Origin of the sequence: Streptomyces sp. NPDC015532, assembly GCF_043078065.1 — a bacterium.
Taxonomy (GTDB): domain Bacteria; phylum Actinomycetota; class Actinomycetes; order Streptomycetales; family Streptomycetaceae; genus Streptomyces.
In genome coordinates, this window is record NZ_JBIBSY010000014.1 from 64,664 (window position 1) to 81,344 (window position 16,681).

A 16,681-nucleotide genomic window follows, 5' to 3' on the forward strand; every position below is an offset into this window, starting at 1 on the left:
GGGTTGAGGCGGTGGTGCGGACCGGCCATGCTCCCGGCTCCCCTCCGGAGGGGAGTGTGGCCGGCCGGACTGGCGGACGACGGCGTCCGCTCAGCCGGACTGGGCGAGCAGCATCACGAGGATCACGGCCCCGATGCCGCTGATGGTGGTGTTCCGGGCCTTGAGCCCGACGGACAGCGCGACGAACGCGATGATGCCCATGGGCCCGTACTCCCACTGGATGAGTTGCTCGAATCCGATGGCCAGGGCGGCGATCGCGAGGGCGATGAGCGGCATGACGGTCCCTCCTTCGGGACGGGGAGGCGGACCCCCGCTGAGGACCGTCCGCCCCGACCGCCCGGCATCCGGGCGGAACCTCGGCGGCCAACCCTCGGGAAGTTTGACCATGTTGGGCAAGTTGGCTACCAACTCATCCTTAGTTATCTCCTTGTTGGGACGACTCATAACCACCTATCCGGCAACTGCCCAAAGATGGCGGGAAGTTGTAGTGTTCGGGTTGTGGAGCCGAACCATGCCGTCTTCAACGGACGGAACGGGTCACCACGGCCGCCGAGGTCACACCGAGAGGTGGCCGACGAGCTGCGCAGCCGGATCAGGTCCGGTCAGCTGCGGGCCGGCCAGCGCATGCCGACCCAGGCCAGACTGGCCGACGAGTTCGGCGTCGAACGCGGCGCGGTGCGCCAGGCGCTGCGCATCCTTCAGGCGGAGCACCTGCTCGTCAACGTGTCCAAGGGGAGCCCGGCGACGGTCGCGGACCATCCCGAGCGGGCTCCGAGCGGGCCGCAGGACAAGCCGCAGTCCACCGTGGTGGCCCTGGCCCCGCGGATCACGGCGGCCTTCGGGGTCCCGCACGTGGAGATCGACGCGCTGTGTCTGACCGCCGTGTCGCTCACCCTCGCCATGAGCGAGCCGTTGCGCGAGATTCACGCGGGACGCATAAAACCGGCCAGGATCGACGTCCGGGTGCTGCTTCCCGGCCGGGACATCGACCTCGCGTTCCCGGCTTCGGTCGACGGCACGTCGGACGACCGTCCGCGGCGGCGCTGGCTGGCCCAGCGCGATGCCCAGGTGCGGGTGCTGCGGCACAATCTGCTGGCGCTGCGGGCCACCCACGGCATCGACGTGCGGGTGTCCTTCCGCGCGCTGCCCTTCACCCCGCCCGTGAAGCTGTACCTGCTCAACGACGACGAAGCGCTCTTCGCGTACTACACGCTCGCGCGGCGGGGCGAGGAGATCGACCACGAATACCTGGAGATGTACGACGCCGAAGGCACGCAGTCGATGCTGTTCCCCTTCGGCCAGGGGGCGGGACTGCGGGACACCACGTTCGTGGAACAGTCCCACCTCTGGTTCAACGCGCTGTGGGAGACCATCAGTTCGGAACTGCTGATCACGAACTGACGGCCGGCCCCGCCACCAGCAGGGCCAGGACGACGGCCCCGATCGTGCTGCACGTGGGGTTCTTCGCCTTGATCCCGATGGTCAGCAGCAGCAGTCCGACGATGCCCGTCGGGCCGTACTGCCATTGGACGAGTTGCTCGAAGCCGACGACGAAGACGGCGGAGAGGAGGGCGATGGCGGGCATGGTGGTTCCTCCTGCTTCTCTTCGGTGCTCGGGGTACGCGGTGCCACGGATGGGCGAGGGGAGGCAAAACTTCCGCCATCTTGGCCAAGTTGGCAACCAACTCTGGTTAGGTTGTCCCCACTTGGTAACTGTCCATAAACAACTTTCGAGTAACTCCCCAAAGATGGGGGAGAGTTGTACCGTTTGGTCGTGACTCAGGAGAACGTTGTGGCGAGTGACAGCAGCAGAAGGCTTTTGCCCCAGGAGATCGCCGACGTCCTGCGGGAGCGCATCCGCACCGGCGAGCTGAAGGCGGGCGACCGGCTGCCCACCCAGGCGGAACTGGCCGACGAGTTCGGCGTCGAGCGCGGCACGGTCCGGCTGGCGCTGCGTGAGCTCCAGGAAGGCGGCCTGCTCAGCAACGTCAGCAAGGGCAGTCCGCCGCGGATCGCGGAAGTCACTCCCACCCGGAACGGGCCCCAGCCGACCATGGTGGGCCTCGCCCCCCGTATCACCGAGGCGTTCTCCGTCCCCCATGTGCGGATCGACGCGGCATGCCTCACCGCGGAGACGCTGATGGTGGCGCTCGGCGAGCCGGTCCGCCAGATCCACGACGGAAGGATCCGCCCGGAGCGCATCGACGTGCGGATCCTGCTGCCCAGCCGGGAGATCAACCTGGCGTTCCCCGTCTCCGTCGACGACCAGGGCGACGACGACCCGGTCCACAGGCGCTGGCTGGAGCAGCGCAACGCCCAGGGCCACGTCCTGCGCCACAACCTCCAGTCCCTGCGCTTCTCCCACGGCATCGATGTCCATGTGACCTTCCGGGCCCTGCCCTTCACCCCGCCGGTGAAGCTGTACCTGCTCAACGGGTCGGAGGCGCTGATGGCGTACTACACGATCACCCGGCGGGAGGAGGCGATCTCGGACGACCAGAAGCTGGACATGTACGACGCCATCGGTTCCGCGTCCCTGCTCTTCTCCTTCGAGAAGCGGGCCGGCGGCCGGGACACCGCGTTCGTGGACGAGTCCCAGAAGTGGTTCAACGCCCTCTGGGAAACCATCACCAAGGACCTCAGACTCTCGTAGTGACTTCTGATACGACGCAGACTGATGCGGTGGCGACACAGACGGAGAACCTGCGGGACACGATCACCGGCGCGCGCTTCGTGCTCTTCGACTTCGACGGGCCGGTCTGCCGGCTGTACGCGGGTCACGCCGCCGAGAAGGTGGCCAGGGATCTGGTCGCGTGGCTCGAACAGCAGGGGATGCGCGGGCTGTTGACCCCGGAGGAGCGTGAGCACGCCGATCCGCTGGCGGTCCTGCACGCGGTCAACCGGCGGCGTCCGCGCAGTGACCTGGTGGTCGAGCTGGAGGAACGATTCACCCAGCAGGAGCTCAAGGCGGTGGCCAAGGCCTGGCCCACCGAGTACGCCGACGCGGTGATACGGACCTGGCGGGCCGTCGGCGCCCGGCTGGCGATCGCCACCAACAACTCGCCCCGTACGGCCTCCCGTTACCTGGAAGGCCGCGGGCTGGCCGAATGCTTCGCGCCCCACGTCTACGGCCGCACCCAGAACCTGCACCACCTCAAACCGGACCCGAACTGCCTCAACCGGGCCCTGAACGCCCTCGGCGCGGATCCCTCGAAGGCGCTCATGATCGGTGACGCCCCCTCGGATCTGCACGCCGCCAGACGGGCCGGGGTTCCGTTCCTCGGCTACGCGCGTCACCCGGACAAGGAGAAGCAGCTCCGGGACGCCGGAGCCGAGCACGTGGTGGCGTCGCTGGAGACGGTGCTGCAAGCCCTGCGGGGTCGGCTCTGAGGGGCGCGGGCCGTGCCCCGACGGGGTGAACCGTGCGGCAGCCGTGTGGCACCCGCGCGGCGCCCGGGCGAGCCGTAGCCGCTGCTCAGTGCCCGCGTCACGGCGTCACCACAGCGGAAGGGCGGGTCCTCACCTGGCGGATCAGCACGCTGAGGAGCGGGTCTTCTGGAATTATGCCCATTCACGAGTGGCGACGGAGTACCGTTCTCCCCTCTTTTCTCTTTGGCTGCGGTTATGTGAGAGAACGGTCAATGTCACCCGAATCGGCTTCCCTGGCTCTGCGGCGAGCCGTTGAGGTGAGTGGCGACGCGGGAGTGGTCGAGGGACCACTCCAGGGCTACCACCATGAGACGTATGTCGTTCCGCTGCCGGGCTGGACGGGAGAAGCGGAACCGGTCCGCTGGAAATGCCGGGAGCCGCGTCCCGGGCTGCTGTGGTTCGACCGGCGCTGTTTCGCCTCCGAAGAGGAGCTGCTCCGCGCGTTGCAGGGGCGCATCGAGGGCATCCCCGACCTGATCCAGGCGGGCTCCGCCGGCCTTCAGCGGTTCATCGAGGGCGAGACGCTGGGGGCCCTGTTCGGATCCGGCGGCGAGATCCCCTCGTCCCTCCTCGGGCAAATCGTTTCCCTCTTCGGGCAGTTGGCCCGGGTGAAACCCGATTCCCTGACCGCGGAACGGACGTGCACCTCTGTTTACCGGGCTGCCGAGGGAGACACCGACGGCTTTTTGGAGCGGTTGATCCTGTTCACGGAAGAGGAGGTGTACCAGCGGAATATGCCCGACTTCAAAGGCCTGTTCTACGACCTCGGGCTGGAGAGCGCCTCCTTCGGAAAGCTCCGCGAGCAGGTGTCGGGACTGACCAGCCGCCCTTTCCATCTGCTGCACGCCGATCTCCACCGCGAGAATTTCGTGGTCGACGGAGCGGGCCGGCTCTGGACGATCGACTGGGAACTGGCGATGTTCGGAGACCCGCTCTACGACCTGGCCACCCACCTCTACCTGATGCGGTACCCGAGGGACCAGGAACGCCGGATGATCGAGCGGTGGCGCGAGGTCGTCGCCCCCGGCGGTTCGGACGGCTGGGAGAAGGACCTTCCCAAGCTCCTCGCCTTCAAGAGGGCCCAGTCCGTCTTCACCGACGTCATCCGGACGGCCCTGTCGCTGGAGGGGGAGCGGACGGCCGACGCGGGTGTCCTCGCCCGGGCGGGCGACAGGATCCGGCAGGTGCTGAGCGCCGCGACGGTGCCGCTGGGGATCGGGGTCCCGGCTCCGGAGAGCGTCACGGCGGCGTTGGGCCGCTGGTGCGAGGAGCAGGCGAAGAGCGCGGAAGTCCTGGCCGGGGCGGCGGTTCCCGGTGGTGCGTAGGCTCGTGACCATGAGCGACACCGGACTGCGTGAACGCAAGAGGCGGCGGATGTACCAGTCCGTCTCCGACACCGCCATCGGCCTCTTCCTGGAGAAGGGGTTCGACGCCGTGTCCGTCGCCGAGGTCGCGGCCGCGTCGGAGATCTCCAAGCCGACGCTCTTCCGGTACTTCCCGTCCAAGGAGGACCTGGTCCTGCACCGGTTCGCGGACCACGAGACCGAGGCCGCGCGGGTCGTCGAGGAGGGCCGGGCGGCAGGGCGGTCCGCGATCGACGCCCTCCGCGAGCACTTCCTGGACGGTCTGCGCGGGGAGGACCCCGTCACCGGGCTCAATGAGCATCCCGGCGTGCTCGCCTACCACCGTCTGCTCTACGGGACGCCGTCGCTGGTGGCGCGGATGTACGGGTACCTGGAGCGGTCCGAGGCCGCGCTCGCCGACGCCCTGGCGGAGCCGCTGGGCACCGGGCTCGACGCACGGCTCGCCGCCGGACAGATCACGGCCGTGCGCCGCATCCTCGCCGAGGAGAACCTGCGGCGGATCGCGGCGGGAGAGCGGGTGGCCGCGGTGCGGCCGGACGCGGTGGCGGCGGCCGAGCGGGCCTTCGCGCGGCTGGCGGCCGGATTCCCCGGGCTCGCCTGACCCCGGGAACCCCGGCTTGGGCCGGCCCGACCCCGGGAACTCCAGGCAGGCCCGACCTCGGGAGCCCCGGGCTCGCCTGACCCGGAGCCCCGGTTCGCCAGGTGGGGCCGGGCCGGGAGCCGCAGGGGCGGCCCGGTGTGCGACTAGGTCAAGAATGTTACTCGGTTAAGTTATTCCGGTACTCTGGATGGAATGACGCGCCCCGATCCCGCCCGACGGCCTGCCCCGGACCTGCCGCTCACCCGCTCGCTCTCCCGCGAACGCGCCTTTCACGACACCTGTCGCGCGGCCCTCGCCGCGATGGTCGAAGGCGCCGAGGAGCAGGTCGTCACCGGCGAGGACGTCTCCGCGTCCGGGGCCGACGCCGAAGTGCTCGGATATCAGCTGCGCAGCCAGGCCAAGCAGATGCGGGAGCTGCCCCAGGGCCCCCTGTTCTTCGGCCGGCTGGACTTCCAGGACGCGGCGGCGGCCGGCGACCACGCCGGGCAGAGCTATCACATCGGGCGGCTGCGGATCAGGGAACACCCCGCCGCCCCGCCCCTCGTCGTCGACTGGCGCGCCCCCGTCTCACGCGCCTTCTACCAGGCGGGCGCCCGCGACCCCCAGGGCGTCGCCGTCCGCCGGCGGTTCGGCTGGGCCCCCGGCAGCCGCGGCGACTCCGCCGACCTCACGGGTCTCGAGGACGAGCCCATCGGAGTGGAGCGGCCCTCGCCGGGACCGGTTCCCCCGGAGCCGGCCGGAGCCGGAGCCGGGGAGGGCGCGTCCGGGGAGAGCGGGCCGGTGACCGGGGCGGCGATGACCGGCACCGGTCAGGGAAGCTCGATCCTCGCCGAGGAGATCGAGCGCCCCCGTGTCGGCCCCATGCGGGACATCGCCGCCACCATCCAGCCCGAACAGGACGATCTCGTACGGGCTGATCTGTCGGCCTCGGTCTGTGTGCAGGGCGCCCCGGGCACCGGCAAGACCGCCGTCGGCCTGCACCGGGCCGCCTACCTCCTGTACACCCATCCGCAGCGCGTCCGCCGCGGCGGACTGCTGATCCTCGGCCCCAACCGCACCTTCCTGTCGTACATCGCGGAGGTCCTTCCCGCGCTCGGGGAGACCGGCGTGCGCCAGTCGACGATCGGCGAGGAGATCGCCCGCCGTCCGGTGACCGGCGAGGACGACGAACGTGCCGCGGCCGTCAAGCACGACGCCCGGATGGCACGGGTGCTGCGCCGGGCGTTGTACGGGAACATCGGCGTCCCGGCCGAGGACCTCGCCGTGCCGGACGGCACGTACCGCTGGCGTGTCCTCGTCGCCGTACTGCGCCGCATCGTGGACGACGTACGAGCCGAGGAACCGCCGTACGCCGTCGGACGGGAGCGGGTGCGGACACGGGTCGTGCGGTACGTGCGGCTGCGGGCCGAGCTGCGGGCCGGGCCGCAGACGAACGCCTGGGCACAGCGGATCTCCAGGGCCCGGCCGGTCGGCGCGTACGTCGACGCGGTGTGGCCCCGGGTGCGACCCGAGGAACTGCTCGCCCGGCTCCTCACCGACGCCGGGGCGCTGGAGCGGGTGGCCGAGGGGATCCTCGACGGCGAGGAGCGGAAGGCGGTCCTGTGGGCGAGGCCGCCGCGGTCGTGGAAGTCGGCGCGGTGGTCGGCCGCCGATCTGGTCCTGCTCGACGAGATCGCCGGGCTGATCGAACACCCCGAGGGATACGGCCACTTGGTCATCGACGAGGCGCAGGACCTGTCGCCGATGGAATGCCGGGCCATCGCGCGGCGGGCCTCCTTCGGGTCGCTGACCGTGCTCGGGGACCTCGCGCAGGGCACGACTCCCTGGGCGGCGCGGGAGTGGGGCGGGCTCCTGGCCCATCTGGGCAAGCCGGATGCCGCCGTCGTCCCGCTGACGGTCGGGTTCCGGGTGCCCGGGGCCGTCGTCGAACTCGCCAACCGGGTGCTGGAGCACCTGGATGTGGATGTCCCTCCGGCCCGGTCACTGCGCGGGGACGGCGCGTTGCGGATCCGGCCGACCGCCGACCCGTCGGCCGAGACCGTCGCGGCCGTACGGGAGGCGCTCGCGCACGAGGGTTCCATCGGGGTCATCACCGCGGACGCGGACCTCGCGACGGTGCGGGAGGCGCTCGGCGCCGCGGGGATCCACGCCGCCGGCGCCGATGAACCGGGCGCCCGGATCGCGGTGCTGCCCGCGAGTCTGGCCAAGGGGCTGGAGTACGACCATGTCGTGGCCGTGGAACCGGCGGCGATGGCGGAGGCCGAGGCGCGGGGCCTGCACCGGCTCTACGTGGTGCTCACCCGGGCGGTGTCGCGCCTGGACGTGATCCACGCGCGCCCGCTGCCCTGGTGACCCTGTCGCGGTACTACGGCGCGAGCGGGACAGGCCGACGGCCGGTGTCCCGCTCGGCCTGTGCGGCGCGCACACCCTCGGGCGGGCGCGCCGCACGGCTCACCGCCGGGCCGCGCGGCGGCGTACGAGCAGGACCGCGCCCGCACCGGCGGCGACAGCCGCGGCCGCGGCGCCCGCGAGGGGCAGCGCCGGGCCGGAACCGGTGGCGGCGAGGTCACCGCCGGTGGTGGCGCTCCCGGAGGATCCGGTGGCCGAGGAGCCGCCGGTGGTGCTCGTTCCGCCGCCGGTGGTCCCGGATCCGCCGGTGGAACCGGACCCGCCCGTGGAGCCGCTCCCGCCGGTGGAGCCGCTCCCGCCCGTGGAACCCGAGCCGCCCGTCGAGCCGCTGCCGCCCGTCGAACCACCGCCCTCGACGTCGAGCAGGATGTCGGCCTTGTCGTTCGCCTTGTTCACGTCGTACGGGCGGGCTTCGGAAGTGAGGGCCACCGAGCCCTTGGCTCCCGCCACCGCCTTGTTGATCTTCAGTTTGAAGGAGTAGGTGTTCACCTGGTCCTCCTCCACCCAGTCCTGCGCGATGTTGCAGGAGTAGGTTCCGGCTGCCGGGGTCTCGCAATAATTCAGTCCCTTGACCACGGTCGTGCCCGCGGGAATTTTGATCAGGGTTCGGGTTGGCACCAGGTCCGGCATGCTCAGCACCCACGCGGGGCCGGCGTTGGTGAACTTCACCTTGACGTCGACCGTGTCCCCGACCCGGCCCTTCAGTTCCGTTCCGGAAACCTGGTAGTCGGCCGTGTTCACCGTGTTCACCCGCACCCGGGCCCTGGCGGAGCCCTCCGAGCCACCGCCGGGCAGGACGGAGCCGGGCCGCGCCACCAGCTTCGCCGCGGGAGCGGTTCCGCGTACGGGCCCGTGGGCGTATTCATCGCCGCCGGCGTATTCGTAGTCCCAGACGGCGACGTCGAGCTGGTCGTACAGCGCCCGGTCGAGGGCCTTGATGGGCAGCTGGTCGGGGGCGTAAACGACACCGGGCTCGACGGTCTGGTCGAACTCGCAGGTCAGAAGGGTTCTGGGTGGCAACTCGTCGTACTCGCCGATGGTCCACCGCACGCAGTTCGAGGGCACGTCGGCGAAGTCCAGCCCCTTGGTGACGTAGTACCACAGGTAGATCTTGTCCAGCGCCTTGGTGCCCGTGGTGCCGAAGGTGACCGGCGCCTCGAAGGTGGTTCCCGGCTTCACCCCGTCGATCGGTGCGGTGTTCAGCACCAGCCCGGTCCCGGGGCCGTCGGCCATCGCGGAGGGAGCGCTGCCCAACGTGATCAGCGCGCCGGCGCCGACGACGCCGACGGCCCTGCGAAGTGTGCGGAGGCTGTGCCCGGAGCGGTGCATGCGGTTACCTCTGGGTCGAAGTGGCGGAGATGAACGCTGCGTTGCGGTGGTCGCAAGGTCCGTACATCTGACACCCGCCGAAGTCGAACAGTTGTACCGGCGACCGTCATGATCGGCCGCGGGGGCGAGGCCTTCGTGGCGTGACACACTTTTGCAAGCAGGCGCTTGCAAAAGTTAGCGACGATGGGGCAAGGTGGACGCATGGCATCGCTCAACGTCGGCAATCTTGGTGAGTATCTGCGGGAACAGCGGCGCAACGCGCAGCTGTCGCTGCGGCAGCTCGCCGACGCCGCCGGGGTGTCCAATCCGTATCTGAGCCAGATCGAGCGCGGGCTGCGCAAGCCGAGCGCGGAGGTGCTCCAGCAGGTCGCCAAGGCCCTGCGGATCTCCGCCGAGACGCTGTACGTGCGGGCCGGCATCCTCGACGCCGAGCGGGACCGCGACGAGGTGGAGACGCGTGCCGTCATCCTCGCCGATCCCACGCTGAACGAGCGGCAGAAGCAGGTGCTGCTCCAGATCTACGAGTCCTTCCGCAAGGAGAACGGATTCGAGATCGCGTCGGCGGACGAGACCGGTCACGGCACCGAGGTGCCGGGCACCGGCGCGGGCCGCGGCACCGACGCACCCGAGACTCAGGACATACCGGACGCCCAGCCTTCACAGGACACCGCCGTCCGCGGCCCCCGCACGGCCGACGGCAGCGATGCCGGTCCGCAGCAGAACGCGAGTTGACCGCGTGCGGATCACCCAACCCTCAGCTGAAAGCGATTACGGGAGGACCATCGTCATGGCCATCACCGACGACATCCGCAAGGCCGCCACGGACCCGACCCCCCTCTACTTCCTCGCCGGCACCGCCGACCTGGCCGTTCAGCAGGCGAAGAAGGTCCCCGGCATCGTGGAGCAGATCCGCGCCGAGGCCCCGGGCCGCATCGACACCGTGAAGAACATCGACCCCAACGCCGTCCAGGAGAAGGCCACCGCCCGCGCCAAGGAGGCGCAGGAGACCCTTCAGGCCAAGGTGACGGAACTCCTCGGCACCCTCGACACCGACCTGAAGAAGCTCGGCGAGTCCGCCCAGGACCTCGCCCTGCGCGGTGTCGGCGTCGCCGCCGAGTACGCCGTCAAGGCGCGGGAGACGTACGAGAAGGTCGCCGAGCACGGCGAGCAGACCGTGCGGACCTGGCGCGGCGAGGCCGCCGAGGAGATCGAGGACTTCGCCATCGCCGTCGAGCCGAAGGCCGAGCCGGTCGAGGTCAAGGAAGAGGTGAAGCCGGTGGTCGTCGCCGAGGACGCCCCCTCCAAGAAGAGCCCGGCGAAGAAGGCCCCGGTGCGCAAGCCGGTCGCCAAGAAGACGGCTCCGCCCGCGAAGTAGGCGAGCGGGGCGACACCACTTCGCCTGACGCGGACGGGCCGGGCACTCTCCGAGTTCCCGGCCCGTTCTCCGGGTACGGTGGCCGTAGAGACGACTCGAACAGGCGGTGGGCATTGTGCTGATGACGGCATTCGGCGGTCTGATGTGGCTGATCTTCACAGCCATACTCGTACTCGCCGTGGTGGCGCTGGTGATGGCCGCGATCGCCCGCGAGGACGCCTACCGTGCCGCCGACAAGCAGAACAAGATGTTCTGGCTGATCATCCTCGGTGTCACCGTGGCGGTGAACCTGGTGGTGCCCTACCTCTTCCTGCAGCTCGCGGGCCTGGTCGCCACGATCGTCTTCTTCGTCGACGTCCGCCCCGCGCTGCGGCAGGTGTCGGGCGGCGGCCGAGGCCGCCGTGGCGGCAGCAGCAGCGACGGCCCGTACGGTCCGTACAACGGCGGCCGGTAGACCCAACCCGGCCGGGCGGCGCTCAGGGCCGGACCCCGGCCACGGAACACCCGTGGCTACGGAGTCCGGTCCAGCAGCAGGACCGCCACGTCGTCCGCCAGCTCCCCGCCGTTGAGTTCGCGCGCCTCGTTCACCGCCGCGCGCAGCAGGTCCTCGCCCTGGAGTCCCTGGGCGAGCTGACGGCGGACCATGTCCACCATGCCGTCCAGGCCCAGGCGTTCGTTGCCCACTCCGGTGTGGCCCTCGATCAGGCCGTCGGTGTAGAGCATCAGGCTCCACACGGCACCCAGCTCCACCTGCATGCGCGGCCAGCGGGCGTTCGGCAGCAGACCGAGCGCGGGGCCGTTGTTGTCGTACGGCAGCAGCTGGGCGGGCCGGCCCGGACGGGCGATCAGCGGGGACGGGTGACCGGCCAGGCAGAGCCCGGCGCGGCGGCCGTCCGGCGCGATGTCCACGGTGCACAGCGTCGCGAAGATCTCGTCGTTCTCGCGCTCGTGCTCCAGGACCTGCTGGAGCGTGGACAGGAGTTCGTCGCCGCACAGGCCCGCGAACGTCAGGGCACGCCAGGCGATGCGCAGCTCCACACCGAGCGCCGCCTCGTCGGGCCCGTGCCCGCAGACGTCCCCGATCATCGCGTGCACCGTGCCGTCGGCCGTGCGCACGGTGTCGTAGAAGTCGCCGCCGAGCAGCGCGCGGGAGCGGCCCGGGCGGTAGCGGGCGGCGAAGCGCAGCGGGGAGCCCTCCAGCAGCGGGGTCGGCAGCAGGCCGCGCTCCAGACGGGCGTTCTCCTGGGCGCGGAGCTTGGACTCGGTGAGCCGTCGTTCGGCCTTGTCGGAGCGTTTCCGCTCCACCGCGTACCGGATGGCGCGGCTCAGCAGCCGGCTGTCCAGCTCGTCACGGAACAGATAGTCCTGAGCGCCGACGCGCACCGCCTCCGTGCCGCGCTCCGCGTCGCCGGACGCGGTGAGCGCGAGCACGGCGTGGCCGGGCGCGAGCCGCAGGACGTGCTTGAGCGTCGCCAGCTCGTCGGCGCCCTCCGCCGCCCGGCCCGGTGCGGGCAGCGCGAGGTCGAGCAGGATGCAGTGGACGTCGTCGGTGAGCAACCGCTCGGCCTCGGTGAGGTTGCGGGCGGTACGCACCCGGACCGGCTTGCCGGTCGCGTCGAGCATTTCGGGCACGCCGAGCGAACCCGCCGGGTCGTCTTCGATGACCAGGAGAGTCAGATGGGTGGTGCCGGTGATCGGGGTCGTGGCGCGGGCTTCCGGTGCTGTTCCGGCGGGGCCGCCGGTGCTGTCGCCGGATGGGCCGCCGGGTGAGAACACGGCTTGAGCCTGACCACTCTCCACGGCCGGGATCGCTCTCTGCCGCGGTACGGGTACGGGCATCGTCTGGGTTCCTTCCCTCCCCCCGAGGGCGTGGTGGGGCGAAGGACCTCGACCCACCGACGGGGACCATAGCGCCCGGCGGTGCCGCAACGGAATGGCGTACGGCGCGGCGCCGGGCAAAGGGCCACCGTCATATGCCGCATCCCGTAACGCACTTGGACAGGACGCGGTTCCCCGGGGGATGACGAAGGTCACGTCCTTGAACCCGGGCGGCCGGGGCAACCGTGCGGTAGGTCACGTGCGGTGCGTCACGCGGGTGCCGTCCCGCTTGACGGCACACCTCGTTCGCGGCGCCCCGTGCCTGATGGGGCGGCCTACGCGTCCGGCCGTACGACGCCCAGGATCTGCATCGAACCCGCGCCCGTGATCGTCACCGTGCGTCCGGGACGCGGGGCGTGCACGACGGCGCCGTCCCCTATGTACATCCCGACATGGCTGGCGTCGTCGAAGTAGATGATCAGGTCGCCGGGGCGCATGTCCTTGACGTCGATGTGCTTGAGCTGCTTCCACTGCTCCTGCGAGGTGCGGGGGATGGGGTGACCGGCGGCCGCCCAGGCCTGGGAGGTGAGCCCCGAGCAGTCGTACGTCTTGGGGCCCTCGGCGCCCCACTCGTACGGCTTGCCGATCTGGTCGGTCGCGTACTTCACGGCCTTCCTGCCCTGTTCGGAGGCGTCGCTCTTGATGTCCGAGAGGACGCCGGAGCTCAGCCAGACGGACTGCGCCTGATAGGCGGCCTCCTCCTCCAGCTTCGCGAGCCGCTCCTTCTCCTTCTTCTCCAGCCGGGACTCCAGCTTCTCGGCGTCGGAGATCCGCTGCTTGATCTTCTTCTTGGCCTCGGCCCTGGTCTCGCGTTCGGCTTCCAGCTTCCGCCACTGCGTGGAGGCGTCCTTCGCGTACTGCCGCAAGTCCTCCTGGGTGCGGGCCATCTCGCCCATCAGCCCCTTGGTGGCGTGTTCGCCCTGCCGCACCCGACCCGCGCCGTCCAGGAACGCCTGCGGGTCGTCGCTCAGCCACAGCCGCGCCTCGGGCGGCAGCCCGCCGCCCCGGTACTGGGCGCGGGCCGCGGCACCCGCCCGGTCCTTCAAGGCGTCCAGCTTCGCTTGGCCCTTGACGATCTGCTGGGCCAGCCCCACGATCTCGGCGGACTGCTTCTGGACCTTCTCCTCGGCGGCGTTGTAGGCGTCCGTGGCGACAGCGGCCTCGTGGTAGAGCTTGTCGAGCTTCTTGCGGACGGCTTCAAGGTCCTTGTTGCTCACGGGCGTCGGGGTCGCCGTGGGGGTTCTCGTCGGCGCCGGCGTCGGTGCCGGCTTCGGCGCCGGGCTCGCGTAGGCCGTCCCTGACGACGCCAGCACCACGCAGGCACACGCGCAGGCCAGGGCCATGGCCGCCGTGGTCAGGCTCCGCTTGCCGGATCCCATTTCTCCGCCCCCCACCTGATTTACCGTCAGTAACATATGGATGCCTGAGGGATCGTGCCATGTCGGCGCGCAATGCGACAGAGCCGGGCAAGAACTCCCTCCCATCGCGTGTGAGGCGGGCAGGAACTCCCTTCCCCGGAGCCCGCGTCGGCATGACGATCTCATTCCCCAGCCTGTGTGACGTGCGACTCACCGAGATCGTTCCCGCCACTCGCGCACCGGCGCGCACAGGTCGCGCACCGGTCGCCTCCCGGTCGTCGCGGCGGCCGCCGGGCCCGCGCTCGGTCAGGCGCGGGGCGCCAACGCCTCCCAGCGCACCGTCACTTCGCCCTGGCGCCAGCGGGTGACCCCGTCCACGACCGGCCAGTCGGCCCGCAGGTCGCGGACCGTGCGTATCCAGCGCTGCCTCGCGCCGTACGAGGCGTACGGCGCGGCGGCCGCCCAGGCGCGGTCGAAGTCGCGCAGGAAGCGATGCACGGGCTCGCCCGGCACATTGCGGTGGATCAGGGCCTTCGGCAGCCGCTCGGCCAGGTCGGACGGGCGGTCCAGGGAGCCGAGCCGGGTGGCGAAGGTGACCGTGCGCGGGCCTTCCGGGCCGAGGGCGACCCAGACGTGCCGCCGGCCGATCTCGTCGCAGGTGCCCTCGACGAGCAGTCCGCCCCGGGAGCCGGGGCTCGCGGGCGCGAGCCGTGCGCAGAGCCGCCGCCAGACCTCGGCGACCTGCTCCTCGTCGTACTGGCGCAGCACGTTCGCCGCGCGGATCAGCTGGGGCCGGCCCGGCACCGGGACCTCGAAGCCGCCGTGCCGGAAGGCGAGGCCATCGCGTTCGTACGGGCGGGCGGCGGCGACCCGCGCGGGCTCGATCTCGATGCCGAACACCTGGGTGCGGGGTGCGGCGGTGCGCAGCCGGGTCAGCAGCTCGACCGCGGTCCAGGGTGCGGCGCCGTAGCCGAGGTCCACCGCCACCGGTTCCGGCGACCGGCGGAGTTCGGCGCCGTGCACCGCCGCGATCCAGCGGTCCATGCGGCGCAGGCGGTTGGGGTTCGTCGTCCCGCGCGTCACCGTGCCCACGATGGGGGTCCGCCCGCTCGAACGAAGCCGAGAAGGCGGGAGGGACGCTGCTGCGCGGGTGCTCATGCGTACGAGAGTAGGCGGCCCCGGCATGGGCCGGGTGGCCCTGTGGACAACCGGCGGCCGCGCTCGCCCCGCCTGTGGAAAACCCCGGCGGACCTGGGCGGGCAGGAGGGCAGACGCATCCCGCTATCGAACGGTTGAGCGATGCCAGGCAATGATTCGGCAAAGGGGAAATGGAGCGGACACGTCCGGCGTTCTCCCTCCTGGAGGGCGTGACACGTCCTCCGACCGGCATGCCCGCAGCAAGGAGGACCGCCACGTGAGCCAGTACGTCAGCAGGCTCGGGCGTCGCTCCCCGGCGGCATCCTCGCGGCTCAGACTGCACCGCAGGCCCCGTCGCGTCGCCATGCTCTCCGTGCACACCTCGCCCCTGCACCAGCCCGGCACGGGCGACGCGGGCGGCATGAACGTGTACATCGTCGAACTCGCCCAGCGGCTCGCCGCGATCAACATCGAGGTCGAGATCTTCACGCGGGCCACGACCGGGGCACTCCCGCCGGCCGTCGAACTGGCACCGGGCGTCCTCGTCCGGCACGTCGACGCGGGCCCCTACGAGGGCCTCGCCAAGGAAGACCTCCCCGCCCAGCTGTGCGCCTTCACCCACGGCGTCATGCAGGCCTGGGCCGGTCACCGCCCCGGCTACTACGACCTCGTGCACTCGCACTACTGGCTCTCCGGCCACGTCGGCTGGCTGGCCGCCGAACGCTGGGGCGCGCCCCTGGTGCACGCGATGCACACCATGGCCAAGGTCAAGAACGCGGCGCTGGCCGAGGGCGACACCCCCGAGCCCGCCGCCCGTGTCATCGGCGAGACCCAGATCGTGCGCGCCGCCGACCGCCTCATCGCGAACACCGCGGAGGAGGCCGACGAACTCGTACGCCACTACGGGGCGGACGCCGGCAGCGTCGCCGTCGTGCACCCCGGGGTCAACCTCGACCGCTTCCGGCCCGCCGACGGCCGGGCCGCCGCCCGCGCGCGGCTGGGCCTCCCGCAGGACGCCCTGATCCCCCTGTTCGCGGGCCGCATACAGCCGCTCAAGGCCCCCGACGTGCTGCTGCGCGCGGTCGCCGTCCTGCTCGACGAGCGGCCCGAGCTGCGCGGCCGGATCGTCGTCCCCGTAGTGGGCGGTCCGAGCGGCAGTGGACTCGCCAAGCCCGAAGGGCTCCAGAAACTCGCCGCGCGGCTGGGCATCGCCGACGTCGTGCGGTTCCGGCCGCCCGTCGGCCAGGATCAGCTCGCGGACTGGTTCCGGGCCGCTTCGGTGCTGGTCATGCCCTCGTACAGCGAGTCCTTCGGGCTGGTCGCCATCGAGGCGCAGGCGGCCGGCACGCCGGTGCTCGCGGCCGAGGTCGGCGGTCTGCCGGTGGCCGTACGCCACGAGGAGACCGGCTTCCTCGTGCAGGGGCACCATCCCGCCGACTACGCGCGCGTGCTGGGCGCGTTCGCCGACGACGAGACCCTCGTGGCCCGTATGGGTGCCGCCGCGGCACGCCACGCGGAGCGCTTCGGCTGGGACACCGCGGCGGCGGCGACGGCGGACGTGTACACGGCGGCGACACAGGACCACCGCCGCCGCCAGCGCGCACACCACGCCTGACCCCGGCCGCGGACGCACCAGGCCCGACGCCGGCAACGGCGACGGACACCAGGCCCGACGCCGTCCGGCGGACGCGCCACGCCTGACCCCGGCCGGCGGACACACCACGTCCGAAGCCGGGCGCGGACGCATCACGCGCGACCCCGCTCTCCCGCGTTCGACCGGGCTCGGCGCCGCCGACGCGGG

The 16,681-nt window shown here is 71.3% G+C and carries 16 protein-coding genes; 10 read left to right on the top strand and 6 right to left on the bottom strand.

Annotated elements, in window-relative coordinates:
- Window positions 1-90: 90 nt before the first annotated feature.
- Window positions 91-276, bottom strand: a complete 186-nt coding sequence (locus ACF07B_RS32465) for a hypothetical protein (RefSeq protein ID WP_369482898.1) — start codon at window positions 274-276, stop codon at window positions 91-93.
- 195 nt (window positions 277-471) lie between these two features.
- Between ACF07B_RS32465 and ACF07B_RS32470 the strand changes: the two genes are divergently transcribed.
- On the top strand, window positions 472-1,401 hold the full coding sequence (locus ACF07B_RS32470) for a winged helix-turn-helix domain-containing protein (protein WP_392181604.1): 930 nt from the start codon (window positions 472-474) through the stop codon (window positions 1,399-1,401).
- On the opposite strand, the gene ACF07B_RS32475 is transcribed toward ACF07B_RS32470, so the two are convergent.
- On the bottom strand, window positions 1,391-1,585 hold the full coding sequence (locus ACF07B_RS32475) for a hypothetical protein (protein WP_369482896.1): 195 nt from the start codon (window positions 1,583-1,585) through the stop codon (window positions 1,391-1,393). The two genes, ACF07B_RS32470 and ACF07B_RS32475, sit on opposite strands and share 11 nt — an antisense overlap.
- A 183-nt stretch (window positions 1,586-1,768) precedes the next feature.
- On the opposite strand from ACF07B_RS32475, the gene ACF07B_RS32480 reads away from it, so the two are divergent.
- From ACF07B_RS32480 to ACF07B_RS32500, 5 genes are all read left to right on the top strand, one after another.
- Window positions 1,769-2,653, top strand: coding sequence for a GntR family transcriptional regulator (locus ACF07B_RS32480; RefSeq protein ID WP_369482895.1), 885 nt, complete (start codon window positions 1,769-1,771; stop codon window positions 2,651-2,653).
- Window positions 2,653-3,390 carry an HAD family hydrolase gene (locus ACF07B_RS32485; protein WP_369482894.1) on the top strand — a complete coding sequence of 246 codons (738 nt, stop codon included), beginning with the start codon at window positions 2,653-2,655 and terminating at the stop codon, window positions 3,388-3,390. The genes ACF07B_RS32480 and ACF07B_RS32485 overlap by 1 nt, the downstream gene beginning before the upstream one ends.
- 296 nt (window positions 3,391-3,686) lie before the next feature.
- Window positions 3,687-4,754: a phosphotransferase gene (locus tag ACF07B_RS32490; RefSeq protein WP_392181605.1), complete on the top strand. Its 1,068-nt coding sequence runs from the start codon at window positions 3,687-3,689 to the stop codon at window positions 4,752-4,754.
- 10 nt (window positions 4,755-4,764) lie between these two features.
- Window positions 4,765-5,394, top strand: coding sequence for a TetR/AcrR family transcriptional regulator (locus ACF07B_RS32495; protein ID WP_392181606.1), 630 nt, complete (start codon window positions 4,765-4,767; stop codon window positions 5,392-5,394).
- Window positions 5,395-5,586: 192 nt separating this feature from the next.
- Window positions 5,587-7,746, top strand: a complete 2,160-nt coding sequence (locus ACF07B_RS32500) for a HelD family protein (protein ID WP_392181607.1) — start codon at window positions 5,587-5,589, stop codon at window positions 7,744-7,746.
- Window positions 7,747-7,845: 99 nt separating this feature from the next.
- Here the strand turns inward: ACF07B_RS32500 and ACF07B_RS32505 are convergent, their stop codons facing one another.
- Window positions 7,846-9,132: a hypothetical protein gene (locus ACF07B_RS32505; protein ID WP_392181608.1), complete on the bottom strand. Its 1,287-nt coding sequence runs from the start codon at window positions 9,130-9,132 to the stop codon at window positions 7,846-7,848.
- Window positions 9,133-9,333: 201 nt separating this feature from the next.
- Between ACF07B_RS32505 and ACF07B_RS32510 the strand changes: the two genes are divergently transcribed.
- The 3 genes from ACF07B_RS32510 (at window position 9,334) to ACF07B_RS32520 (ending at window position 10,961) form a co-directional block, all read left to right on the top strand.
- Window positions 9,334-9,864: a helix-turn-helix domain-containing protein gene (locus tag ACF07B_RS32510; RefSeq protein WP_369484887.1), complete on the top strand. Its 531-nt coding sequence runs from the start codon at window positions 9,334-9,336 to the stop codon at window positions 9,862-9,864.
- 55 nt (window positions 9,865-9,919) lie between these two features.
- Window positions 9,920-10,507 carry a hypothetical protein gene (locus ACF07B_RS32515; protein ID WP_392181609.1) on the top strand — a complete coding sequence of 196 codons (588 nt, stop codon included), beginning with the start codon at window positions 9,920-9,922 and terminating at the stop codon, window positions 10,505-10,507.
- Between the two features lie 115 nt (window positions 10,508-10,622).
- Window positions 10,623-10,961, top strand: coding sequence for a DUF2516 family protein (locus ACF07B_RS32520; RefSeq protein ID WP_326786999.1), 339 nt, complete (start codon window positions 10,623-10,625; stop codon window positions 10,959-10,961).
- Between the two features lie 56 nt (window positions 10,962-11,017).
- Here the strand turns inward: ACF07B_RS32520 and ACF07B_RS32525 are convergent, their stop codons facing one another.
- The 3 genes from ACF07B_RS32525 to ACF07B_RS32535 all read right to left on the bottom strand — a co-directional run bounded on the left by ACF07B_RS32525 (window position 11,018) and on the right by ACF07B_RS32535 (window position 14,835).
- On the bottom strand, window positions 11,018-12,346 hold the full coding sequence (locus ACF07B_RS32525) for a PP2C family protein-serine/threonine phosphatase (RefSeq protein WP_392181610.1): 1,329 nt from the start codon (window positions 12,344-12,346) through the stop codon (window positions 11,018-11,020).
- Between the two features lie 314 nt (window positions 12,347-12,660).
- Entirely contained in the window at window positions 12,661-13,764 is a 1,104-nt protein-coding gene (locus ACF07B_RS32530; protein WP_369484890.1) for an NlpC/P60 family protein, read from the bottom strand.
- 285 nt (window positions 13,765-14,049) lie between these two features.
- Window positions 14,050-14,835, bottom strand: coding sequence for a class I SAM-dependent methyltransferase (locus ACF07B_RS32535; RefSeq protein ID WP_392181611.1), 786 nt, complete (start codon window positions 14,833-14,835; stop codon window positions 14,050-14,052).
- Between the two features lie 322 nt (window positions 14,836-15,157).
- Here ACF07B_RS32535 and mshA point away from each other — a divergent pair, with 322 nt between their 5' ends.
- Window positions 15,158-16,495: a D-inositol-3-phosphate glycosyltransferase gene (gene mshA / locus ACF07B_RS32540; protein ID WP_384233644.1), complete on the top strand. Its 1,338-nt coding sequence runs from the start codon at window positions 15,158-15,160 to the stop codon at window positions 16,493-16,495.
- Window positions 16,496-16,681 lie beyond the last annotated feature (186 nt).